Here is a 15,231-nt window from a genome sequence, read left to right on the forward strand (position 1 = left end):
GATGTTTATTTTATTTTAAACCGCAAACCGGCATAAAACATTTGACCAAAAACGGGTGCATAGATTATTGAAGTATCAAAGTTTGTACCGAAAGGATTGTCTGCTCCTAAAATAGCTTTGTCTTGTTGGTAATTTCCTAGATTTTCGGCTCCAGCATACAATTCAAAGCTAGAAGAAAAAGTTCTTGTAACTTGAACATTCATCAGTGAAAATGACGGTGAATAATCAGGTAATCTATCGGAAACAGGATTTGTTGCTGTATTTGGCAATCTCTGTTTTCCTAGCCAATTGTATGTAAAGTCAAATTTCCATTGGTGTCCTTTGTCGTCAATATGTGTGGCATACGCCAAATTTGCAAAATAACGGTGTTTAGCTTGCAAAGGTCTTTCAGCACTTCCGCTAATGTATTCCGTTTCCACGTCGTAATATTTGTAAGCCGTTCGTAAGTCAAAATGCTTCATCAATTCAATATTAAATTCCAATTGAAAACTATTGGCAAACGATTTTCCATTATAAAAAAGAGCTTCTTGTGGACTTGCATACAAATCTACAATGGCTTGATTTTGGAAATCGGTTCTGTAAAAATCTAAAGTTACATCGGCTGTTTTTCCAAATAAGTCAAAACCTTGCATAAAACTTAGTCCATAATTCCAAGCGATTTCAGCATTTAAACCGTAGATTTTTCCTTTGGTATTCAAAATATCGAAAACGCGTGAACTCGCAAAAAGTTGCTGGTTTTCTGCAAAAATATTAGCAGAACGTTTTCCTCTTCCGGCAGAAGCTCGCAAAACCGCTCTTTCCCAAGGATTGTATCGCATATGAATTCTAGGAGTTGCAAAAACGCCAAGGCGGTTGTGATTATCAACTCTTAAACCAGCAACCACGCTGAAATCGTCAATATTGTCATAGGTATATTCCAAAAATGCACCCACTGAATTGTCGATACGGTCGTAGTTTCCAGAGATTGAAGGAACGGCTAAATATTCGTTGTAATCATCGTATGCAAAATTCAATCCCGCTGCAAATTTATTCATCGTATTGTTGATGATGGAATTAAAAATCAAATTAGAATAGTAGCTTTTTTGAGTAATTTGATACTCATTCAAACCAAAGTAAGAATCTTGTTTATGACTCGTAAATGCATTTTGAAAACCGATACTTTGATACGGCATTCCTGGAAAAACATAACCTATTTTGGTAGAAATATCAAAACGCTCGGTGTTAATTTCAGAACCCCAAAAGTTGATAGTTCCTTTGTCGCGATTGATGTCAAAATCCATTTGACCCGTTTGTTTTTCATCATTCATGTAGCGGAAATTGATGAAACTAACCCAGCCTTTTTCAGCATTGGTATATTGCCATCTGTTCAACACATTGATTTGTTTGGCAAGCGGATTGTCCATAAAACCGTCATCGTTTTTATCCATTTTTTCCACTCGAGTGTTTCCATGAACAAACAGACTACTACTCCACTTGTCTGAAATTTTACGGTTGAAATGCGTATTGAGCTCAAAACGAGAATCGGTAGAACCGTAAGCATTCAGGAAAAATGGAATGTCATCTGCAGGTTTAAGTAACTCGGTATTTATTTGACCCGAAATACTTTCGTAGCCATTGACTACTGAACCCGCACCTTTAGTAATTTGAATACTTTCGACCCAAGTTCCCGGTGTAAAAGAAAGACCATAAGCTTGCGAAGCACCACGAACAGAAGGAATATTTTCTTCAGTAATCATTAAATAAGGACTCGTTAATCCTAACATTTTGATTTGCTTGGTTCCAGTCAAAGCGTCTGAAAAGTTGACATCTATTGATGGATTGGTTTCAAAACTTTCCGCAAGATTGCAACACGCGGCTTTGAGTAATTCTTTACTCGTCATCGTAGCTGTGTTAGTAACTTTTCGGTATGATTTTTTTGTAGAATTGCTGTTGGTCTTGATTTGAACAGACTGTAATGTATCTTGTGCCGTTGCCGAAAAAGCAAAGAGCAACACTAAAAATAGTGCATAATATTTAAGCATTGTGATAAATTTAAAGTTATAAAAAGAATTCCATTTAACTAAAATGGAGCGTTTATAAGCTTTAAAATTTAGGCGTAAAAAATGTATTGTTGGTACAACTTGAATAACGGTGGTGTATTTGGAATGCAATAATATTCCGTTACATTTATAGTTGATTGTACTTCTTCTGCTTTCGCAAAAATGAAGTCGCTTGTTTTAACGATTGCAAATGGAGCATCTAATTGAAATGAAAACGTTTTTATGATAACGTCCTTTGCATCTTTTTTAAAATCGACCACTTTGTTTTTACAACAAGAATCATTCTTGTTTTCCTCTTTAATACAACAGCAATCTTTTGTAAGAGAACGTTCCTTTTTTGAGATTTCCAGTGTTGAAAATACTGAAGATATAGAAGCAATTCTATCGCCACAATAATGCACATTGAAAGCCAACCCAAAATTGGAGACCAACAGCAAAATGGCTAAAAATAAACTTGTAAACTTCTTAAATTGCATGTGGCAAATGTACTTATAATAATACTTTAAACGAGTTAAGCTTTCGGTTTTTTCAAATCATACTGTTGAAAATAAAATCCCGGAACGAATAACAATAAAAATAAAGGCTGAATAAGAAAACGTCGGATGTAAAATAAAACCATCACTTTATCACCGAAAAAATAAAACACTACTACAAAAAGCAGCATTAAAATTACAAAAAAAACGATGTACAAGAATGTGGATAATTTCACAAACCCCTTATTTTTAAAAAGCACAAAAATTATAAATACAGACAAAATGGTATTTAGAAAATACCTCCAAAACAAATTTAACAGTAGTTTCCATTCAATAACCTCAGGTAAAGGTTGACTAGAGTAATCCCTCTGAAAGAACGACAATAATGGGTCATAAAACATAAACTCTTCATAGTTTCGGATTACGGCAAAGCCAATAATTGCCAGGACAACTAGAAAAATTTGAAATTTATGCTTGAGAATTTTTTGAATCATTTGTTATAAATTTTGTTACCCAAATTATCCAAAGAAAAAAAACAGTTCCATAAATAATCAGCGGAAAAACCACACCATGTAAAATATGTTTGTATTCTGGGTATTTCATAATCCCAATCGTTAAAAGTCCAATTCTCACAATATTTAGAATATGAATGACAAGAAGTCCAAATACTACAAAACTCAATGTTTTTAGAAATCCTTTACTAAATGCCAAAATAAAAGCAACAAACAATATCATGACACTGACAGCATTACAACCTTCAACTATTCGCACCATTCGCAATCCGTCAATTTGCACAACCACGGATGGGTCACTTGTAGAAGGAAATAACTCTATAGAATAATTTAATAACGTTAGAAAATATTTCGATTGTCTAGCAACTAAATCGGTAAAACCATCTACTTCAAAATTTGCTTCGTCAAATTGTCCTAAATATAATTGGTACACTACAATCAGCACTAAATAAGAGATTAAAAAAATCCCTAGGAATTGCAAAAAAGGCCGATATTTTATAAAATATTCTTTCAAAATTTTTTTTTAACAAATTTATATAATTTTCCAAAGCTACAAATAAATACTTTTGTATAAAAAATAGCATTATGACATTTGAAGAATTAAAACCAAAAGTACAGGACATCTTAAACAAAACGGGTGTTTTAAGAGAAGAAAAGCTAGTTCAAATTTGTCATTTATTGAAAGACAATATTGATTATTATGACTGGGTTGGCTTTTATTTCAGAAATGGCGACAAAGAAGAGCTCGTATTAGGTCCTTATGTTGGTGAATCCACCGACCATAAAGTTATTCCATTCGGAAAAGGAATTTGTGGCCAAGTGGCAGTTTCCAATCAGAATTTTGTCGTTCCGGACGTTCAAGCACAAGATAATTATATCGCTTGCAGTATTTCAGTAAAATCTGAAATTGTAGTTCCACTTTTTGTAAACGGAGAAAATATTGGTCAGATTGATATAGACTCAAGTGTAGTTAATCCTTTTACGGAAGCTGACGAACGTTTTTTGGAATTTGTGAACGGGGAGATTTCGAAGACATTCTAACAAAAACGATTTAAATTATTAAATCCACAACAAAGTATTATTTTATACAAAAAAATGTCTTACTTTTGCACGCAAATACGACAATCGTATCTACATAATAATCATTAAATAATATTAGCATGTACTTAACTAAAGAAGTTAAAGCAGAAATCTTCGCTAAACACGGAGGAACAGCAGAAAACACTGGTAAATCTGAATCTCAGATTGCTTTGTTCACATTTAGAATTAACCACTTAACTGAACACTTGAAAAAAAATCGTCACGATTACAATACAGAGCGTTCATTAGTAATGTTGGTAGGTAAAAGAAGAAGTTTGTTGGATTATTTGAAAAAGACAGAAATCAACAGATATCGTGAAATTATCAAAGAATTGGGTATTAGAAAATAATCAATACGGAAAAGAGGTGCACACGCGCCTCTTTTTTTTTACGCATTAATAAAAAAAAAGTTTGGTTTTTCATTGGGTTTTAGAGCAATAACTACGCAACAACAACACAACTAGAACCCATGTTTAATCAATAAGAGAATAATTATGATTCCACAATTATTTGTAGAAAGCATCGATTTAGGTGATGGAAGAAGCATCACAATCGAGACAGGTCGTTTAGCTAAACAAGCAGACGGTTCTGTAGTAGTAAGAATTGGAAAAACTGTCATTTTAGGTACAGTTGTTTCCTCAAGAAAAGCAAGTCCAGGTATCGACTTTTTGCCTTTAACGGTAGATTACAGAGAAAAATTTGCTGCAGCAGGTCGTTTTCCTGGTGGTTTCTTCAAGAGAGAAGCACGTCCAAGTGACAACGAAGTATTAACAATGCGATTAGTTGACCGTGTTTTACGTCCACTTTTCCCAGATGATTATCACGCAGAAGTTCAAGTTATGATTCAGTTAATGTCTCATGACGAAGAGGTAATGCCAGATGCATTAGCAGGTTTAGCCGCTTCGGCAGCTCTTGCTTTATCTGACATTCCTTTTGAAACTTTGATTTCTGAAGCTAGAGTTGGAAGAATTGATGGAAAATTCATCATCAACCCATCTCGTGCACAACTAGAAGAGTCTGACATCGACATGATGATTGGTGCTTCTATGGATTCTATCGCAATGGTAGAAGGGGAAATGAAAGAAATTTCAGAAACTGAAATGTTAGAGGCAATTAAATTTGCACACGAACATATCAAAAATCAAATTTCTGCTCAAATGCGTTTGCAAGCTGCTTTTGGTAAAAAAGAAGTTCGCACCTACGAAGGAGAAAGAGAAGATGAAGCAATTTACGCTAAAGTAAAAGCGGCATCTTACGATAAAATTTACGCGATTGCAAGTAAAGGTTCGGCGAAACACGAACGTTCGGCTGCATTTGACGAAGTAAAAGAAGAAGTAAAAGCGTTGTTTACTGAAGAAGAATTGGCAGAAAATGGAGATTTAGTTTCTAAATATTTCAAAAAAACCAATAAAGAAGCAGTTCGTAACGTAACTTTAGATTTAGGAACGCGTCTTGACGGAAGAAAAACTACAGAAATCAGAGACATCTGGTGTGAAGTTGATTACTTACCATCTGTTCACGGTTCTGCATTGTTTACACGTGGAGAAACGCAAGCTTTGGCAACTGCAACTTTGGGAACTTCTAGAGAAGCAAACCAAATTGACTCTCCATCACAACAAGGTGAAGAAAAATTCTATTTGCATTATAATTTCCCTCCATTTTCTACTGGAGAAGCTCGTCCATTGAGAGGAACTTCAAGAAGAGAAGTTGGACACGGAAATCTGGCTCAAAGAGCATTGAAAAACATGATTCCTGCTGATTGTCCTTACACCATTCGTGTTGTTTCTGAAGTTTTAGAATCTAACGGTTCTTCTTCAATGGCTACGGTTTGTGCTGGAACTTTATCATTAATGGATGCTGGTATTCAATTGATTCGTCCGGTTTCTGGAATTGCGATGGGATTGATTACTGACGGAGATCGTTTTGCTGTTTTATCTGATATTTTAGGTGACGAAGATCATTTAGGAGATATGGATTTTAAAGTAACGGGAACTTCTGAAGGAATTACTGCTTGCCAAATGGACATCAAAATTGACGGATTGAAATATGAAATCATGGAGCAAGCTTTGGCTCAAGCTCGTGATGGACGTTTACATATTCTTGGAAAACTAATTGAAACTTTGGCTGAGCCAAGAAATGATGTAAAAGCACACTCTCCAAAAATCATTACAAGAAGAATTCCAAATGCATTCATTGGTGCCTTAATCGGACCTGGTGGAAAAGTGATTCAAGAATTGCAAAAAGCGACTGGAACAACAATTGTTATCAATGAAGATCCAGTTACGGAAGAAGGAGTTATTGAAATTTTAGGAACTGATCCTGCTGGAATTGAAGCAGTATTGGCTAAAATAAAATCAATCACTTTCAAGCCTCAAATGAATGAGTCTTATGATGTGAAAGTAATAAAAATGCTAGATTTTGGTGCAGTGGTTGAATACCTTGAAGCTCCAGGAAACGAAGTTTTATTACACGTGTCTGAGTTAGCTTGGGAACGTACAGAAAACGTTTCAGATGTAGTGAATATGGGAGATACGTTCCAAGTGAAATACATGGGAATGGATTCTAAAACTAGAAAAGAAAAAGTGTCAAGAAAAGCGTTGATGCCAAGACCTCCAAGAGATGAAAATGCTCCTAGAGAAGAAAGAGCACCTCGTCCAGAACGTCGTGACGACCGAAGATAAGATTACAACTTTATAAAAGGTTTAATTCAATTAAAACCCCATTTCATTTATTTGAAATGGGGTTTTTAAGTTTTTATTATATAAATTTAAATCCTAATGAAGTACCTTACTTGTTAGTTATAAAATAAATGAAACAGAAATTATGAAATATCAAGTTACCATCAATCACATCAATAATGTAGATGATTTAAAAGATTATTGGACCGTAGAAGATTACGTAAATTTATTAGGCCAATTTGATTACCCAGATGCAAAAAGTACAAATCTAACAGAATTACAAGAATTGCTATCAATGGCTGTGAGTGATTTTGAACCCAATCATGCCGCTGCTAAAGTGTTGACCTATAAATTAAGCGAGCATTTGAACGAAGGGCAAATTGACCAACTATCAAATGAAATGTTGATTGACAAAATTTGTGAAGAATATCCGGAAATCAGCTTGCATTCCACATTGTATCAAATCAACCAATTATTATACAAAGCCTACAATGGCAAGTTTCTAAATGCAAAAGCAAGTATAATCAGTTGTACGATTACGCCTGAAAATACAGAAAACATTGAACCACTCTCAAAAGCTAATATCTTAAGAGTTTTATACGCGGGTTTTTCTCCTCGAAATGTTATCAAGCGACTCTTTAATGAACAACTAACTACGGATGTGTCATTTGACGAAGCTGAAGATATTATATGGAATTTACATACGGATGATAATGAGAATTATGAATTGGTAACATCTGAATATTGGTTGGATAGAGCAGATTTTGCAGCCACTTCTTTTTCTTCTGAAGTTCGTTTTTAATCAATATCACAAGTATTTATTTTCTTGAAGTGTAGAATTTATTTTTAAGAACCTAACTCAATTAAAACCTCATTTCATATATCTGAAATGGGGTTTTTAATTATAATCGAATCCTCAAATAGCTTTGGAATTCCAACATTTATGATGACAAAATTCTTATATTTGAACTGCAAATTTACCAAAACATGTTTTCAAAAGAATTTAAGCAAGCAATCCAAGAATTACAAAGTGCAGAAAAAGACAAATTAATATTTCGACTTTTAAGAAGAGATTTGGATTTGGCAAACCGGTTGCATTTTGAATTAGTTGACGTGGAAACCGTCGAAGATAAAAGAGCTGCCTTTGAAATAGATATGCTAACGAAAATTACAAATTTTTCAGAACGGTTTTACTCTGTTGGTTATTTGCTCCAAGACACGCGGTTTTTAAGTGGCGAAATCACGAATCACGTAAAAATTACCAAAGATAAATTTGGAGAAATAAGTTTGAATATTAAAATGCTAATCTACCTTTTAAGGATTAATAACGAAAGAATTCAGTCCCAAACCTATTCCAAAGCTTATACTTTATGTATTTATGTAATTGCCCGTGCATTTAAAATTCTACTTTTAATAAAAGCGATTGACGAAGATTATTTTATTGATTTTAAAGAAGACCTTTCGCTATTAGGAAAACTAATTGGACAAAATCCTATGTTGATGCGAACTGCTATAAATAATGGATTGGATGTAAATTGGTTGCTTTCGGGTGAAATTCCAAGTGATATTATCGCAATGCATAAGGAGATTAGAGCAAATGGATTTTTGAAATAGAAAAATAAGTAAATTAAATCTTGTCGATTTTTTTTTGGAATTGTCTTTTTAAAATAAGATTTTCGGTTTTCCGTAAACCGCGTTAGGGATAGCAGCGGAGCTCTCCCGATTTTTCATCGGGAAGCGGGAGTGGATAGCCCGACCCTTGGGGAACGCCCAAATTACAAAGCACTACTAATCAATAGCAAAAGAGATTTAAAAAATTATTTTCAATAAATTGTAACTTTTTTGCAACTCCTTACGTATAACTAAAGGTATCCATACTAAAGGATATTTTGAAATTAAATGAGACAGCTTAAAATCACCAAGCAGGTTACGAATCGTGAAACTGCATCTTTAGACAAATATCTTCAAGAAATAGGTAAAGTAGATTTGATTACCGCGGATGAAGAGGTAGAATTAGCACAGAAAATTAAAGCAGGTGACCAAAAAGCTTTAGAGAAATTGACAAAAGCGAATTTACGTTTTGTGGTTTCGGTGGCTAAACAATACCAAAACCAAGGTTTGACGCTTCCCGATTTGATTAACGAAGGGAATTTAGGCTTGATAAAAGCGGCTCAACGTTTTGATGAAACACGTGGATTTAAATTTATCTCGTATGCCGTGTGGTGGATTCGTCAGTCGATTTTGCAAGCTTTGGCGGAACAATCTCGTATCGTTCGTTTGCCTTTGAATAAAATTGGTTCGATTAATAAAATCAACAAAATGTATGCCTTGTTAGAGCAATCTAATGAACGTCCTCCTTCTGCTGAAGAAATCGCAAAGGAATTGGACATGACCGTTAATGATGTAAAAGAGTCAATGAAAAACTCTGGTCGTCACTTATCAATGGATGCTCCTTTAGTTGAAGGAGAAGATTCTAACTTGTACGACGTTTTACGTTCAGGTGAATCGCCAAATCCAGATAGAGAATTAATTCACGAATCATTGCGTACTGAAATTGAGCGTTCATTGGAAACTTTGACACCAAGAGAAGCTGACGTAGTTCGTTTATACTTTGGATTGGGTGACCAACATCCAATGACTTTAGAAGAAATTGGCGAGACTTTTGACTTAACTCGTGAAAGAGTTCGTCAAATTAAAGAAAAAGCAATTCGCAGATTGAAACATACGTCTAGAAGTAAGATTTTAAAAACGTATTTAGGATAATAATAATTGTTTAAAGTTTTAGGGTAAAAGTTCTCGATTTTGAACTTAAATTTTAGAACTTTATAAAAGTAAACAACAGTCTGATTAACTGTTCGTTTTTTGATTGATGATTGAAACCTCGGCTGATTACCGGGGTTTTGTTTTTTAGGAAAGTAAAACTTCAGTCAGTTGAGCAAAGTTCTCAAGTTTACCTACATTTATTCGACTTTCACTCTCGAGCCGAAATTTTTTTTTGTCAATCTAAACTAGTTTCAGATTCTAGCTCTTTGTTTTAATTTTTAAAATTTGACTTGTAGTGATTTGTCTCGCAAAGACGCCAAGTCGCAAAGAAAACCTTTTAAACTTTGCTTTTCTGTGGCTTTACGAAACTCATCTTTTAAAAGGTTTTAAAAAATCGGTAAGATGTATTTGATTGTAAATATATATTTACCTTTGTAGCTACAACTAATTCTGATATAAATTCAGAAAAAACAACACAACACACAATGAAGAATACACTTATAGCTCCATCTGTCTTGGCAGCTGATTTCGGAAATTTGCAACGCGACTTGGAAATGATTAATAATAGTGAAGCAGATTGGTTTCATATTGACATTATGGACGGTGTTTTTGTTCCTAATATCTCTTACGGTATGCCTGTTTTAGATGTAATTAATAAACATGCTAAAAAAACGATTGACGTTCACCTGATGATTGTTGACCCTGACAGATACATAAAGGTTTTTGCTGATTTAGGTGCGAATATTTTGAGTGTACATTATGAAGCTTGTACTCATTTGCACCGAACTTTACAAGCGATAAAAGCCGAAGGTATGAAAGCCGGAGTTGCTATTAATCCACACACAAATGTGAGCTTGCTAGAAGATGTGATTAAAAATATTGACTTGGTTTGCGTCATGAGTGTGAATCCTGGTTTTGGTGGACAATCATTCATCGAAAACACGTACAAAAAAGTGCGTGATTTGAAGGAAATGATTGTTAGAAATGGTGCTTTAACGTTAATTGAAGTTGATGGTGGCGTTACCAATAAAAATGCGAAACAATTACAGGAAGCTGGTGCTGATGTTTTAGTTGCGGGAAGTTTTGTTTTTAAAGCCGAAAATCCAACACAAACGATTGCTGATTTGAAGCAATTATTGGCGGTTTAATCCATATTAAATAAATCTTTTGGTGGCAGTTTCTTTTCAGGAACTGTCACTTTTAGATTAATGCTTTGTTTATTTGTTCAATAAAATGGTTTGCCAATAAAGGCGATTCAATTTCATTGTTTTGATGAACAAAGAAGTATAATTTCTGCAAACCTTGGGCTCGCCATTTTTCAATTCTCGTAATCCATTCGTCTAGACGCGTCATGTCAGATTCATGATTAGCACTAACATAGCGAATAAAAGCAACGGAATTGGTGAGTCGCATGTGAAGCATATCGCGTCTTCCAGCTGTATCCACGATTATGTTTGCCACATCGTGTTTTTCAAGCAACTCGCAAAATTTATTTTGAATTTCTAGATTACTGAACCATTCTTTATTTCGAATTTCAATTCCAAGCGGAATGCCTTTCGGAAATTCTTCGATGACTTTTTTAAGTTTTTCAAAATCCTTTGGCTTGAAATTTTCATGAAGTTGCAAAAATGCCATACCCAATTTTTCGTCAAAATTGCTTATTGCGTTACAAAACTCCTCTACTACTTCTTTGACTTCAGTCAATCGATTAAAATGACTAATTGTATTGGTCAGTTTTGGAAAAAACTTAAAGTTTTCAGATGTTTTATTTTTCCAAGTTTCCACTTGTTTTTGCGAGGGCATATTGTAAAATGTCGCATTCAATTCAATGGAATTAAATTGTGTGGAATAATATGTCAATTCATCTTTTGTTCCTTTTGGATAAAATCCTTTAAGGTCTTCCTTATTCCATTTTGCACAACCTACATAAACTTCAAACTCTTTTCCTTTGTAAGAGGATAAGATGTTCTGAGTCTCTGGAACATCTTTAGGAAGTTTAAAATCAACTAAACTTGGGTCATCTACCTTTCCAAACTGCATATTTTTTATGAAAGATACAAATTTCAAAAAAAACAAAAACCTTTTTTAGTTTTGAAAATTAATCATTCGCTTGACGTGACTAAATAATTTAGGATAAATTCGATTGAATTCTTCTGGAGTTTCAAAAAAGTGCTCCAATAAAACGGCTAGAAATTCAAATTGATTTTCATAAGCGTAATCTCTAAAGTAATCGTCATTTAGCATTTTTTGACGAAAGTCAGCATCTTCCAAATATTCCAAAATAGCGTTGAATTCATCTATGAAAATAACATCGCTTGAATAGTGTCTCTTTTTAGAACCAATATGCAAAGCATGCGTAAACTCGTGCAAACCAAGATTTATATTGTTATTGGTGATTTGATGTCCGGATAAAAAATCATTCCAAGAAAACACAACAGCTTTCATATGTGGGTTAAACTCCCCTTTATGGTATTGCTCGTTAACTGTGGAGTAATAAACGCTTGGATAGAGGATTATTTTGTCAAAAACAGAAGTTAAGTATTGCCGCATTCCAAAAGTCAACATCACGTAAGTTCCGGCCACAATCATTCTAACATCATCATTTTCGACGGAGATTCCATTTCCGACAAACTTATAACGACTTAAAAAAGTACTGACGCGATGGTCGAAATATTCTTTTCTTTTTTTTGATAATCGAGAATAGAACGAAAATTCTTTTCTTAAAATCGCTTGTTGTGATGCAGTGACTTTTCGGGAAAATGGATAATAATGCACATAAATAGGCTTTTTATAAATTAGTATATAAATGGGTTCGGCTACTAATTTGAAAAGAACTAAAATTGTTAATACGATAAAGGTAATGCCTAAGCCAATCATTATGAATTCAAATAATTCCAAATCAATCATTTTTAAGCATTAAAAAAGGGACAAAATGTCCCTTAAAAACTGTGACCCCGACTGGATTCAAACCAGTAACCGTCAGAGCCGAAATCTGATATTCTATTCAGTTGAACTACGGGGCCTTTTTTATTCGTGAGTGCGAATTTACAACAATATTCGTTACGACAAAAGCTTTTTTACGATTGTTGAAATTGTTTTTCCATCTGCTTTTCCTGCTAATTCGGCAGAAGCAAGTCCCATGATTTTACCCATCGCTGCCATGCCCGAAGCTTCTTGCTCTTCGATGATACGAGAAATCAATTCCTCGATTTCCATTTCATTCAGTTGTTCCGGTAAAAACTTCTCAATAACAGCTGCTTGAGCCAGTTCTGGTTCTGCTAAATCCGGACGGTTTTGTTCTACATATATTGCAGCGCTTTCTCGGCGTTGTTTGATTAAACGCTGTAAAATTTTAATTTCATCTTCTTCCGAAATTGCTTCTTTTGAACCTGTTTCCGTTTGTGCTAACAATATTACGGACTTCACAGCTCTCAACGACTCCAATGCAACGGTATCTTTGGCACGCATTGCAATTTTAATTTCCTCCATTATTCTTTCAGAAAGACTCATAATTTATTGTTTTTTAAATCGAAAACGAAGGTAAAAAAAATAACCCGAAAAAAATTTTTTCGGGTTATCAAAGTTTGGTTTGAGTTAATTAATCGACATTGTCATGGAGGAATGAATTGTTTGAACGCAACTGAACGTCGTCGTTACTATCCGTTCCTAATGAGGTTCTCGATTTATTATTTTGACTTGGTGTTGATAAATCAATTCCAAAGCGCTTGTAAGCGGGCTCTTTTTCATATTCATCTACACGAGAAGGATTATTATGAAACTTATAATTAAAATCCTTCAATTTTTTACGCCGTTCGTCGGCTCTGATTCTTAATGCGTCTTCTACAGGCATTTCTGTTGGACTAATTGATTCATAAGAATTGTCAAATTGTGAATCATTATTGACTTTCATCGTGATTTTTAATTCTTCATGTTCGGGCTCAGCTACTTTATCTACTGGTTTTGAATCCAACAAATTATTCTCTACTTCCATATATTCCTCTAAAGAATAACGAACAACGCCACTTTCGTTTACTTCGGTAATTGGCACCACTTGAACAGGTTTATTTACCTCAATATTTTTAGTTTCGTTTGTTAAATCAAAAATTGCACGTTCTTCCGCTTTTTCAGTAGATGTTTTTGCAATAGGTAAGTCAAAAGAAAATAGTGGTTTTTCAACTTCGTTTACTATAACTTGAGGTTCTTTTACAGTTATTTCCTTTACTTCTGGAAGGGTAAAATAAAATTCAGTTTCTGGTTTTGAAGGCAAAACAATTTCAAACGTAACATCTAAGTTTTTTATAAACTCCGTTGTTGGAACTAAATTATATTCAAATCTCGGCTCTTCCTTAACTGAAATTTCTGCTTCGAAAACAGGCTCTTCCACTTCTAATTCATCTGAGGCTTCAGGCTCAAAAGAAAAAGTAGGTTGCGTCACAATTGGAGCAAATTCGGTTACCAATTCAGGTACAAAACTAGCTTTAGGATTTTCGTCTTCCATCAAATCATGCACGATAACCTCGTCACTTTTCGCCTCTGAAGTAGGTTGCGAAAAATTAAATGATTCGATTACATTCTGCGACAAATTATGCGTTAATTTTTGTTCATCTTCTAACGAGTGGATGATTTTTTTTGGCTCCGTATTTACAATTTCATTTTGTTGTTCTACATTAAATCCCGTAGCAATAATTGTAACTGCAACTGCGTCTCCAAGCGATTCGTCTTCACCAACACCCATGATAATATTGGCATTATGACCTGCCTCTACTTGAATGTGGTCGTTGATTTCTCCAATTTCATCAATCGTGATTTCATTTGTTCCAGAAACGATAAGCAACAATACGTTTTTGGCACCTGTAATTTTATTATCATTCAATAGCGGAGAATCTAATGCCGAAACAATTGCTTCTTTTGCTCTTGATTCACCACTTGCCGTCGCCGAACCCATAATTGCAGTTCCGCTGTTTGACAAGACTGTTTTTGCATCTTTTAAATCGATATTTTGGGTATAATGGTGCGTAATTACTTCTGCAATTCCACGAGAAGCAGTCGCTAATACTTCATCCGCTTTAGAGAAACCTGCTTTGAAACCAAGATTTCCATACACTTCTCTCAATTTGTTGTTGTTGATTACAATCAATGAATCGACTTGCTTTCGCAAACGTTCTACTCCTAAAAGAGCTTGTTCTTGACGTACTTTTCCTTCAAATTGAAACGGAATCGTAACAATTCCTACGGTTAATATATCGCGATCTTTGGCCAATTGAGCAATAACTGGTGCAGCACCTGTTCCTGTTCCTCCACCCATTCCTGCGGTAATAAAAACCATCTTGGTATTGATGTCTAACATTTTTTCAATTTCCTCGATACTCTCAATAGCTGATTGTTGACCTACTTCAGGATTAGCACCTGCTCCAAGTCCTTCCGTCAAGTTGACACCCAACTGAATTTTATTAGGAACCGCACTACTTGCAAGAGCTTGAGAATCGGTATTACACACGATAAAATCTACTCCTTTAATTCCCTGTTTAAACATGTGGTTAATCGCATTACTTCCACCACCACCTACACCGATAACTTTAATAACATTTGATTGGTTTTTAGGTAAATCAAATGAAATACTTCCAAAATCTGAGTTGCTTGTCATATTATTTGGTATTTAATTTTTATTATATATTCTTTTTCTAGC

General features: G+C 34.4%; 15 protein-coding genes and 1 tRNA gene. 7 read left to right on the forward strand and 9 right to left on the reverse strand.

All coding sequences use genetic code 11. The features are described 5' to 3' along the window. Window positions 1-5 precede the first annotated feature (5 nt). The 4 genes from ACQ5J2_RS01750 to xrtF all read right to left on the reverse strand — a co-directional run bounded on the left by ACQ5J2_RS01750 (window position 6) and on the right by xrtF (window position 3,538). Window positions 6-2,021 carry a TonB-dependent receptor plug domain-containing protein gene (locus ACQ5J2_RS01750; RefSeq protein WP_432671971.1) on the reverse strand — a complete coding sequence of 672 codons (2,016 nt, stop codon included), beginning with the start codon at window positions 2,019-2,021 and terminating at the stop codon, window positions 6-8. Between the two features lie 68 nt (window positions 2,022-2,089). Further along, window positions 2,090-2,515, reverse strand: a complete 426-nt coding sequence (locus ACQ5J2_RS01755) for an HYC_CC_PP family protein (RefSeq protein WP_432671972.1) — start codon at window positions 2,513-2,515, stop codon at window positions 2,090-2,092. A 35-nt stretch (window positions 2,516-2,550) separates the two neighbouring features. Beyond that, on the reverse strand, window positions 2,551-3,006 hold the full coding sequence (locus ACQ5J2_RS01760) for an exosortase F system-associated membrane protein (protein ID WP_432671973.1): 456 nt from the start codon (window positions 3,004-3,006) through the stop codon (window positions 2,551-2,553). Beyond that, window positions 2,981-3,538, reverse strand: a complete 558-nt coding sequence (gene xrtF, locus ACQ5J2_RS01765) for an exosortase family protein XrtF (protein ID WP_432671974.1) — start codon at window positions 3,536-3,538, stop codon at window positions 2,981-2,983. The genes ACQ5J2_RS01760 and xrtF overlap by 26 nt, the downstream gene beginning before the upstream one ends. Window positions 3,539-3,609: 71 nt before the next feature. Between xrtF and ACQ5J2_RS01770 the strand changes: the two genes are divergently transcribed. The 7 genes from ACQ5J2_RS01770 to rpe all read left to right on the forward strand — a co-directional run bounded on the left by ACQ5J2_RS01770 (window position 3,610) and on the right by rpe (window position 10,693). Then, the gene (locus ACQ5J2_RS01770) at window positions 3,610-4,065 is read left to right on the forward strand and encodes a GAF domain-containing protein (protein ID WP_432671975.1); all 456 of its coding nucleotides are present in this window, start codon (window positions 3,610-3,612) and stop codon (window positions 4,063-4,065) included. A gap of 119 nt (window positions 4,066-4,184) precedes the next feature. Continuing rightward, window positions 4,185-4,454: a 30S ribosomal protein S15 gene (rpsO, locus tag ACQ5J2_RS01775; RefSeq protein WP_432671976.1), complete on the forward strand. Its 270-nt coding sequence runs from the start codon at window positions 4,185-4,187 to the stop codon at window positions 4,452-4,454. A 144-nt stretch (window positions 4,455-4,598) separates the two neighbouring features. Beyond that, on the forward strand, window positions 4,599-6,785 hold the full coding sequence (locus tag ACQ5J2_RS01780; protein ID WP_432671977.1) for a polyribonucleotide nucleotidyltransferase: 2,187 nt from the start codon (window positions 4,599-4,601) through the stop codon (window positions 6,783-6,785). A gap of 142 nt (window positions 6,786-6,927) precedes the next feature. Further along, on the forward strand, window positions 6,928-7,584 hold the full coding sequence (locus tag ACQ5J2_RS01785; RefSeq protein WP_432671978.1) for a hypothetical protein: 657 nt from the start codon (window positions 6,928-6,930) through the stop codon (window positions 7,582-7,584). Window positions 7,585-7,769: 185 nt separating this feature from the next. Continuing rightward, window positions 7,770-8,396: a hypothetical protein gene (locus ACQ5J2_RS01790; protein WP_432671979.1), complete on the forward strand. Its 627-nt coding sequence runs from the start codon at window positions 7,770-7,772 to the stop codon at window positions 8,394-8,396. Between the two features lie 285 nt (window positions 8,397-8,681). Further along, entirely contained in the window at window positions 8,682-9,545 is an 864-nt protein-coding gene (locus ACQ5J2_RS01795; protein ID WP_007137700.1) for a sigma-70 family RNA polymerase sigma factor, read from the forward strand. A gap of 485 nt (window positions 9,546-10,030) precedes the next feature. Then, window positions 10,031-10,693: a ribulose-phosphate 3-epimerase gene (gene rpe, locus ACQ5J2_RS01800; RefSeq protein WP_432671980.1), complete on the forward strand. Its 663-nt coding sequence runs from the start codon at window positions 10,031-10,033 to the stop codon at window positions 10,691-10,693. A gap of 52 nt (window positions 10,694-10,745) precedes the next feature. Here the strand turns inward: rpe and ACQ5J2_RS01805 are convergent, their stop codons facing one another. The 5 genes from ACQ5J2_RS01805 to ftsZ all read right to left on the reverse strand — a co-directional run bounded on the left by ACQ5J2_RS01805 (window position 10,746) and on the right by ftsZ (window position 15,189). Continuing rightward, a complete protein-coding gene (locus ACQ5J2_RS01805) occupies window positions 10,746-11,585 on the reverse strand; it encodes a DUF72 domain-containing protein (RefSeq protein ID WP_432671981.1) in 840 nt (279 codons plus the stop codon). A gap of 45 nt (window positions 11,586-11,630) precedes the next feature. Next, the gene (locus ACQ5J2_RS01810) at window positions 11,631-12,452 is read right to left on the reverse strand and encodes a zinc-dependent peptidase (RefSeq protein WP_432671982.1); all 822 of its coding nucleotides are present in this window, start codon (window positions 12,450-12,452) and stop codon (window positions 11,631-11,633) included. A 42-nt stretch (window positions 12,453-12,494) separates the two neighbouring features. Further along, window positions 12,495-12,568 (reverse strand) — tRNA-Arg (locus ACQ5J2_RS01815). 37 nt (window positions 12,569-12,605) lie between these two features. After that, window positions 12,606-13,055 carry a GatB/YqeY domain-containing protein gene (locus tag ACQ5J2_RS01820; protein WP_432671983.1) on the reverse strand — a complete coding sequence of 150 codons (450 nt, stop codon included), beginning with the start codon at window positions 13,053-13,055 and terminating at the stop codon, window positions 12,606-12,608. Between the two features lie 88 nt (window positions 13,056-13,143). Further along, window positions 13,144-15,189, reverse strand: coding sequence for a cell division protein FtsZ (gene ftsZ / locus ACQ5J2_RS01825; protein ID WP_432671984.1), 2,046 nt, complete (start codon window positions 15,187-15,189; stop codon window positions 13,144-13,146). Window positions 15,190-15,231 lie beyond the last annotated feature (42 nt).

The sequence above is a fragment of the Flavobacterium sp. SM2513 genome (assembly GCF_050908145.1).
Taxonomy (GTDB): Bacteria; Bacteroidota; Bacteroidia; order Flavobacteriales; family Flavobacteriaceae; genus Flavobacterium.

What these genes read in the sequence shown, in the direction of transcription:
- ACQ5J2_RS01750 (WP_432671971.1), bottom strand. Translation starts at nt 2,021, where the DNA reads ATGCTTAAATATTATGCACTATTTTTAGTGTTGCTCTTTGCTTTTTCG.
- ACQ5J2_RS01755 (WP_432671972.1), bottom strand. Translation starts at nt 2,515, where the DNA reads ATGCAATTTAAGAAGTTTACAAGTTTATTTTTAGCCATTTTGCTGTTG.
- ACQ5J2_RS01760 (WP_432671973.1), bottom strand. Translation starts at nt 3,006, where the DNA reads ATGATTCAAAAAATTCTCAAGCATAAATTTCAAATTTTTCTAGTTGTC.
- ACQ5J2_RS01770 (WP_432671975.1), top strand. Translation starts at nt 3,610, where the DNA reads ATGACATTTGAAGAATTAAAACCAAAAGTACAGGACATCTTAAACAAA.
- rpsO (WP_432671976.1), top strand. Translation starts at nt 4,185, where the DNA reads ATGTACTTAACTAAAGAAGTTAAAGCAGAAATCTTCGCTAAACACGGA.
- ACQ5J2_RS01780 (WP_432671977.1), top strand. Translation starts at nt 4,599, where the DNA reads ATGATTCCACAATTATTTGTAGAAAGCATCGATTTAGGTGATGGAAGA.
- ACQ5J2_RS01785 (WP_432671978.1), top strand. Translation starts at nt 6,928, where the DNA reads ATGAAATATCAAGTTACCATCAATCACATCAATAATGTAGATGATTTA.
- ACQ5J2_RS01790 (WP_432671979.1), top strand. Translation starts at nt 7,770, where the DNA reads ATGTTTTCAAAAGAATTTAAGCAAGCAATCCAAGAATTACAAAGTGCA.
- ACQ5J2_RS01795 (WP_007137700.1), top strand. Translation starts at nt 8,682, where the DNA reads ATGAGACAGCTTAAAATCACCAAGCAGGTTACGAATCGTGAAACTGCA.
- rpe (WP_432671980.1), top strand. Translation starts at nt 10,031, where the DNA reads ATGAAGAATACACTTATAGCTCCATCTGTCTTGGCAGCTGATTTCGGA.
- ACQ5J2_RS01805 (WP_432671981.1), bottom strand. Translation starts at nt 11,585, where the DNA reads ATGCAGTTTGGAAAGGTAGATGACCCAAGTTTAGTTGATTTTAAACTT.
- ACQ5J2_RS01810 (WP_432671982.1), bottom strand. Translation starts at nt 12,452, where the DNA reads ATGATTGATTTGGAATTATTTGAATTCATAATGATTGGCTTAGGCATT.
- ACQ5J2_RS01820 (WP_432671983.1), bottom strand. Translation starts at nt 13,055, where the DNA reads ATGAGTCTTTCTGAAAGAATAATGGAGGAAATTAAAATTGCAATGCGT.
- ftsZ (WP_432671984.1), bottom strand. Translation starts at nt 15,189, where the DNA reads ATGACAAGCAACTCAGATTTTGGAAGTATTTCATTTGATTTACCTAAA.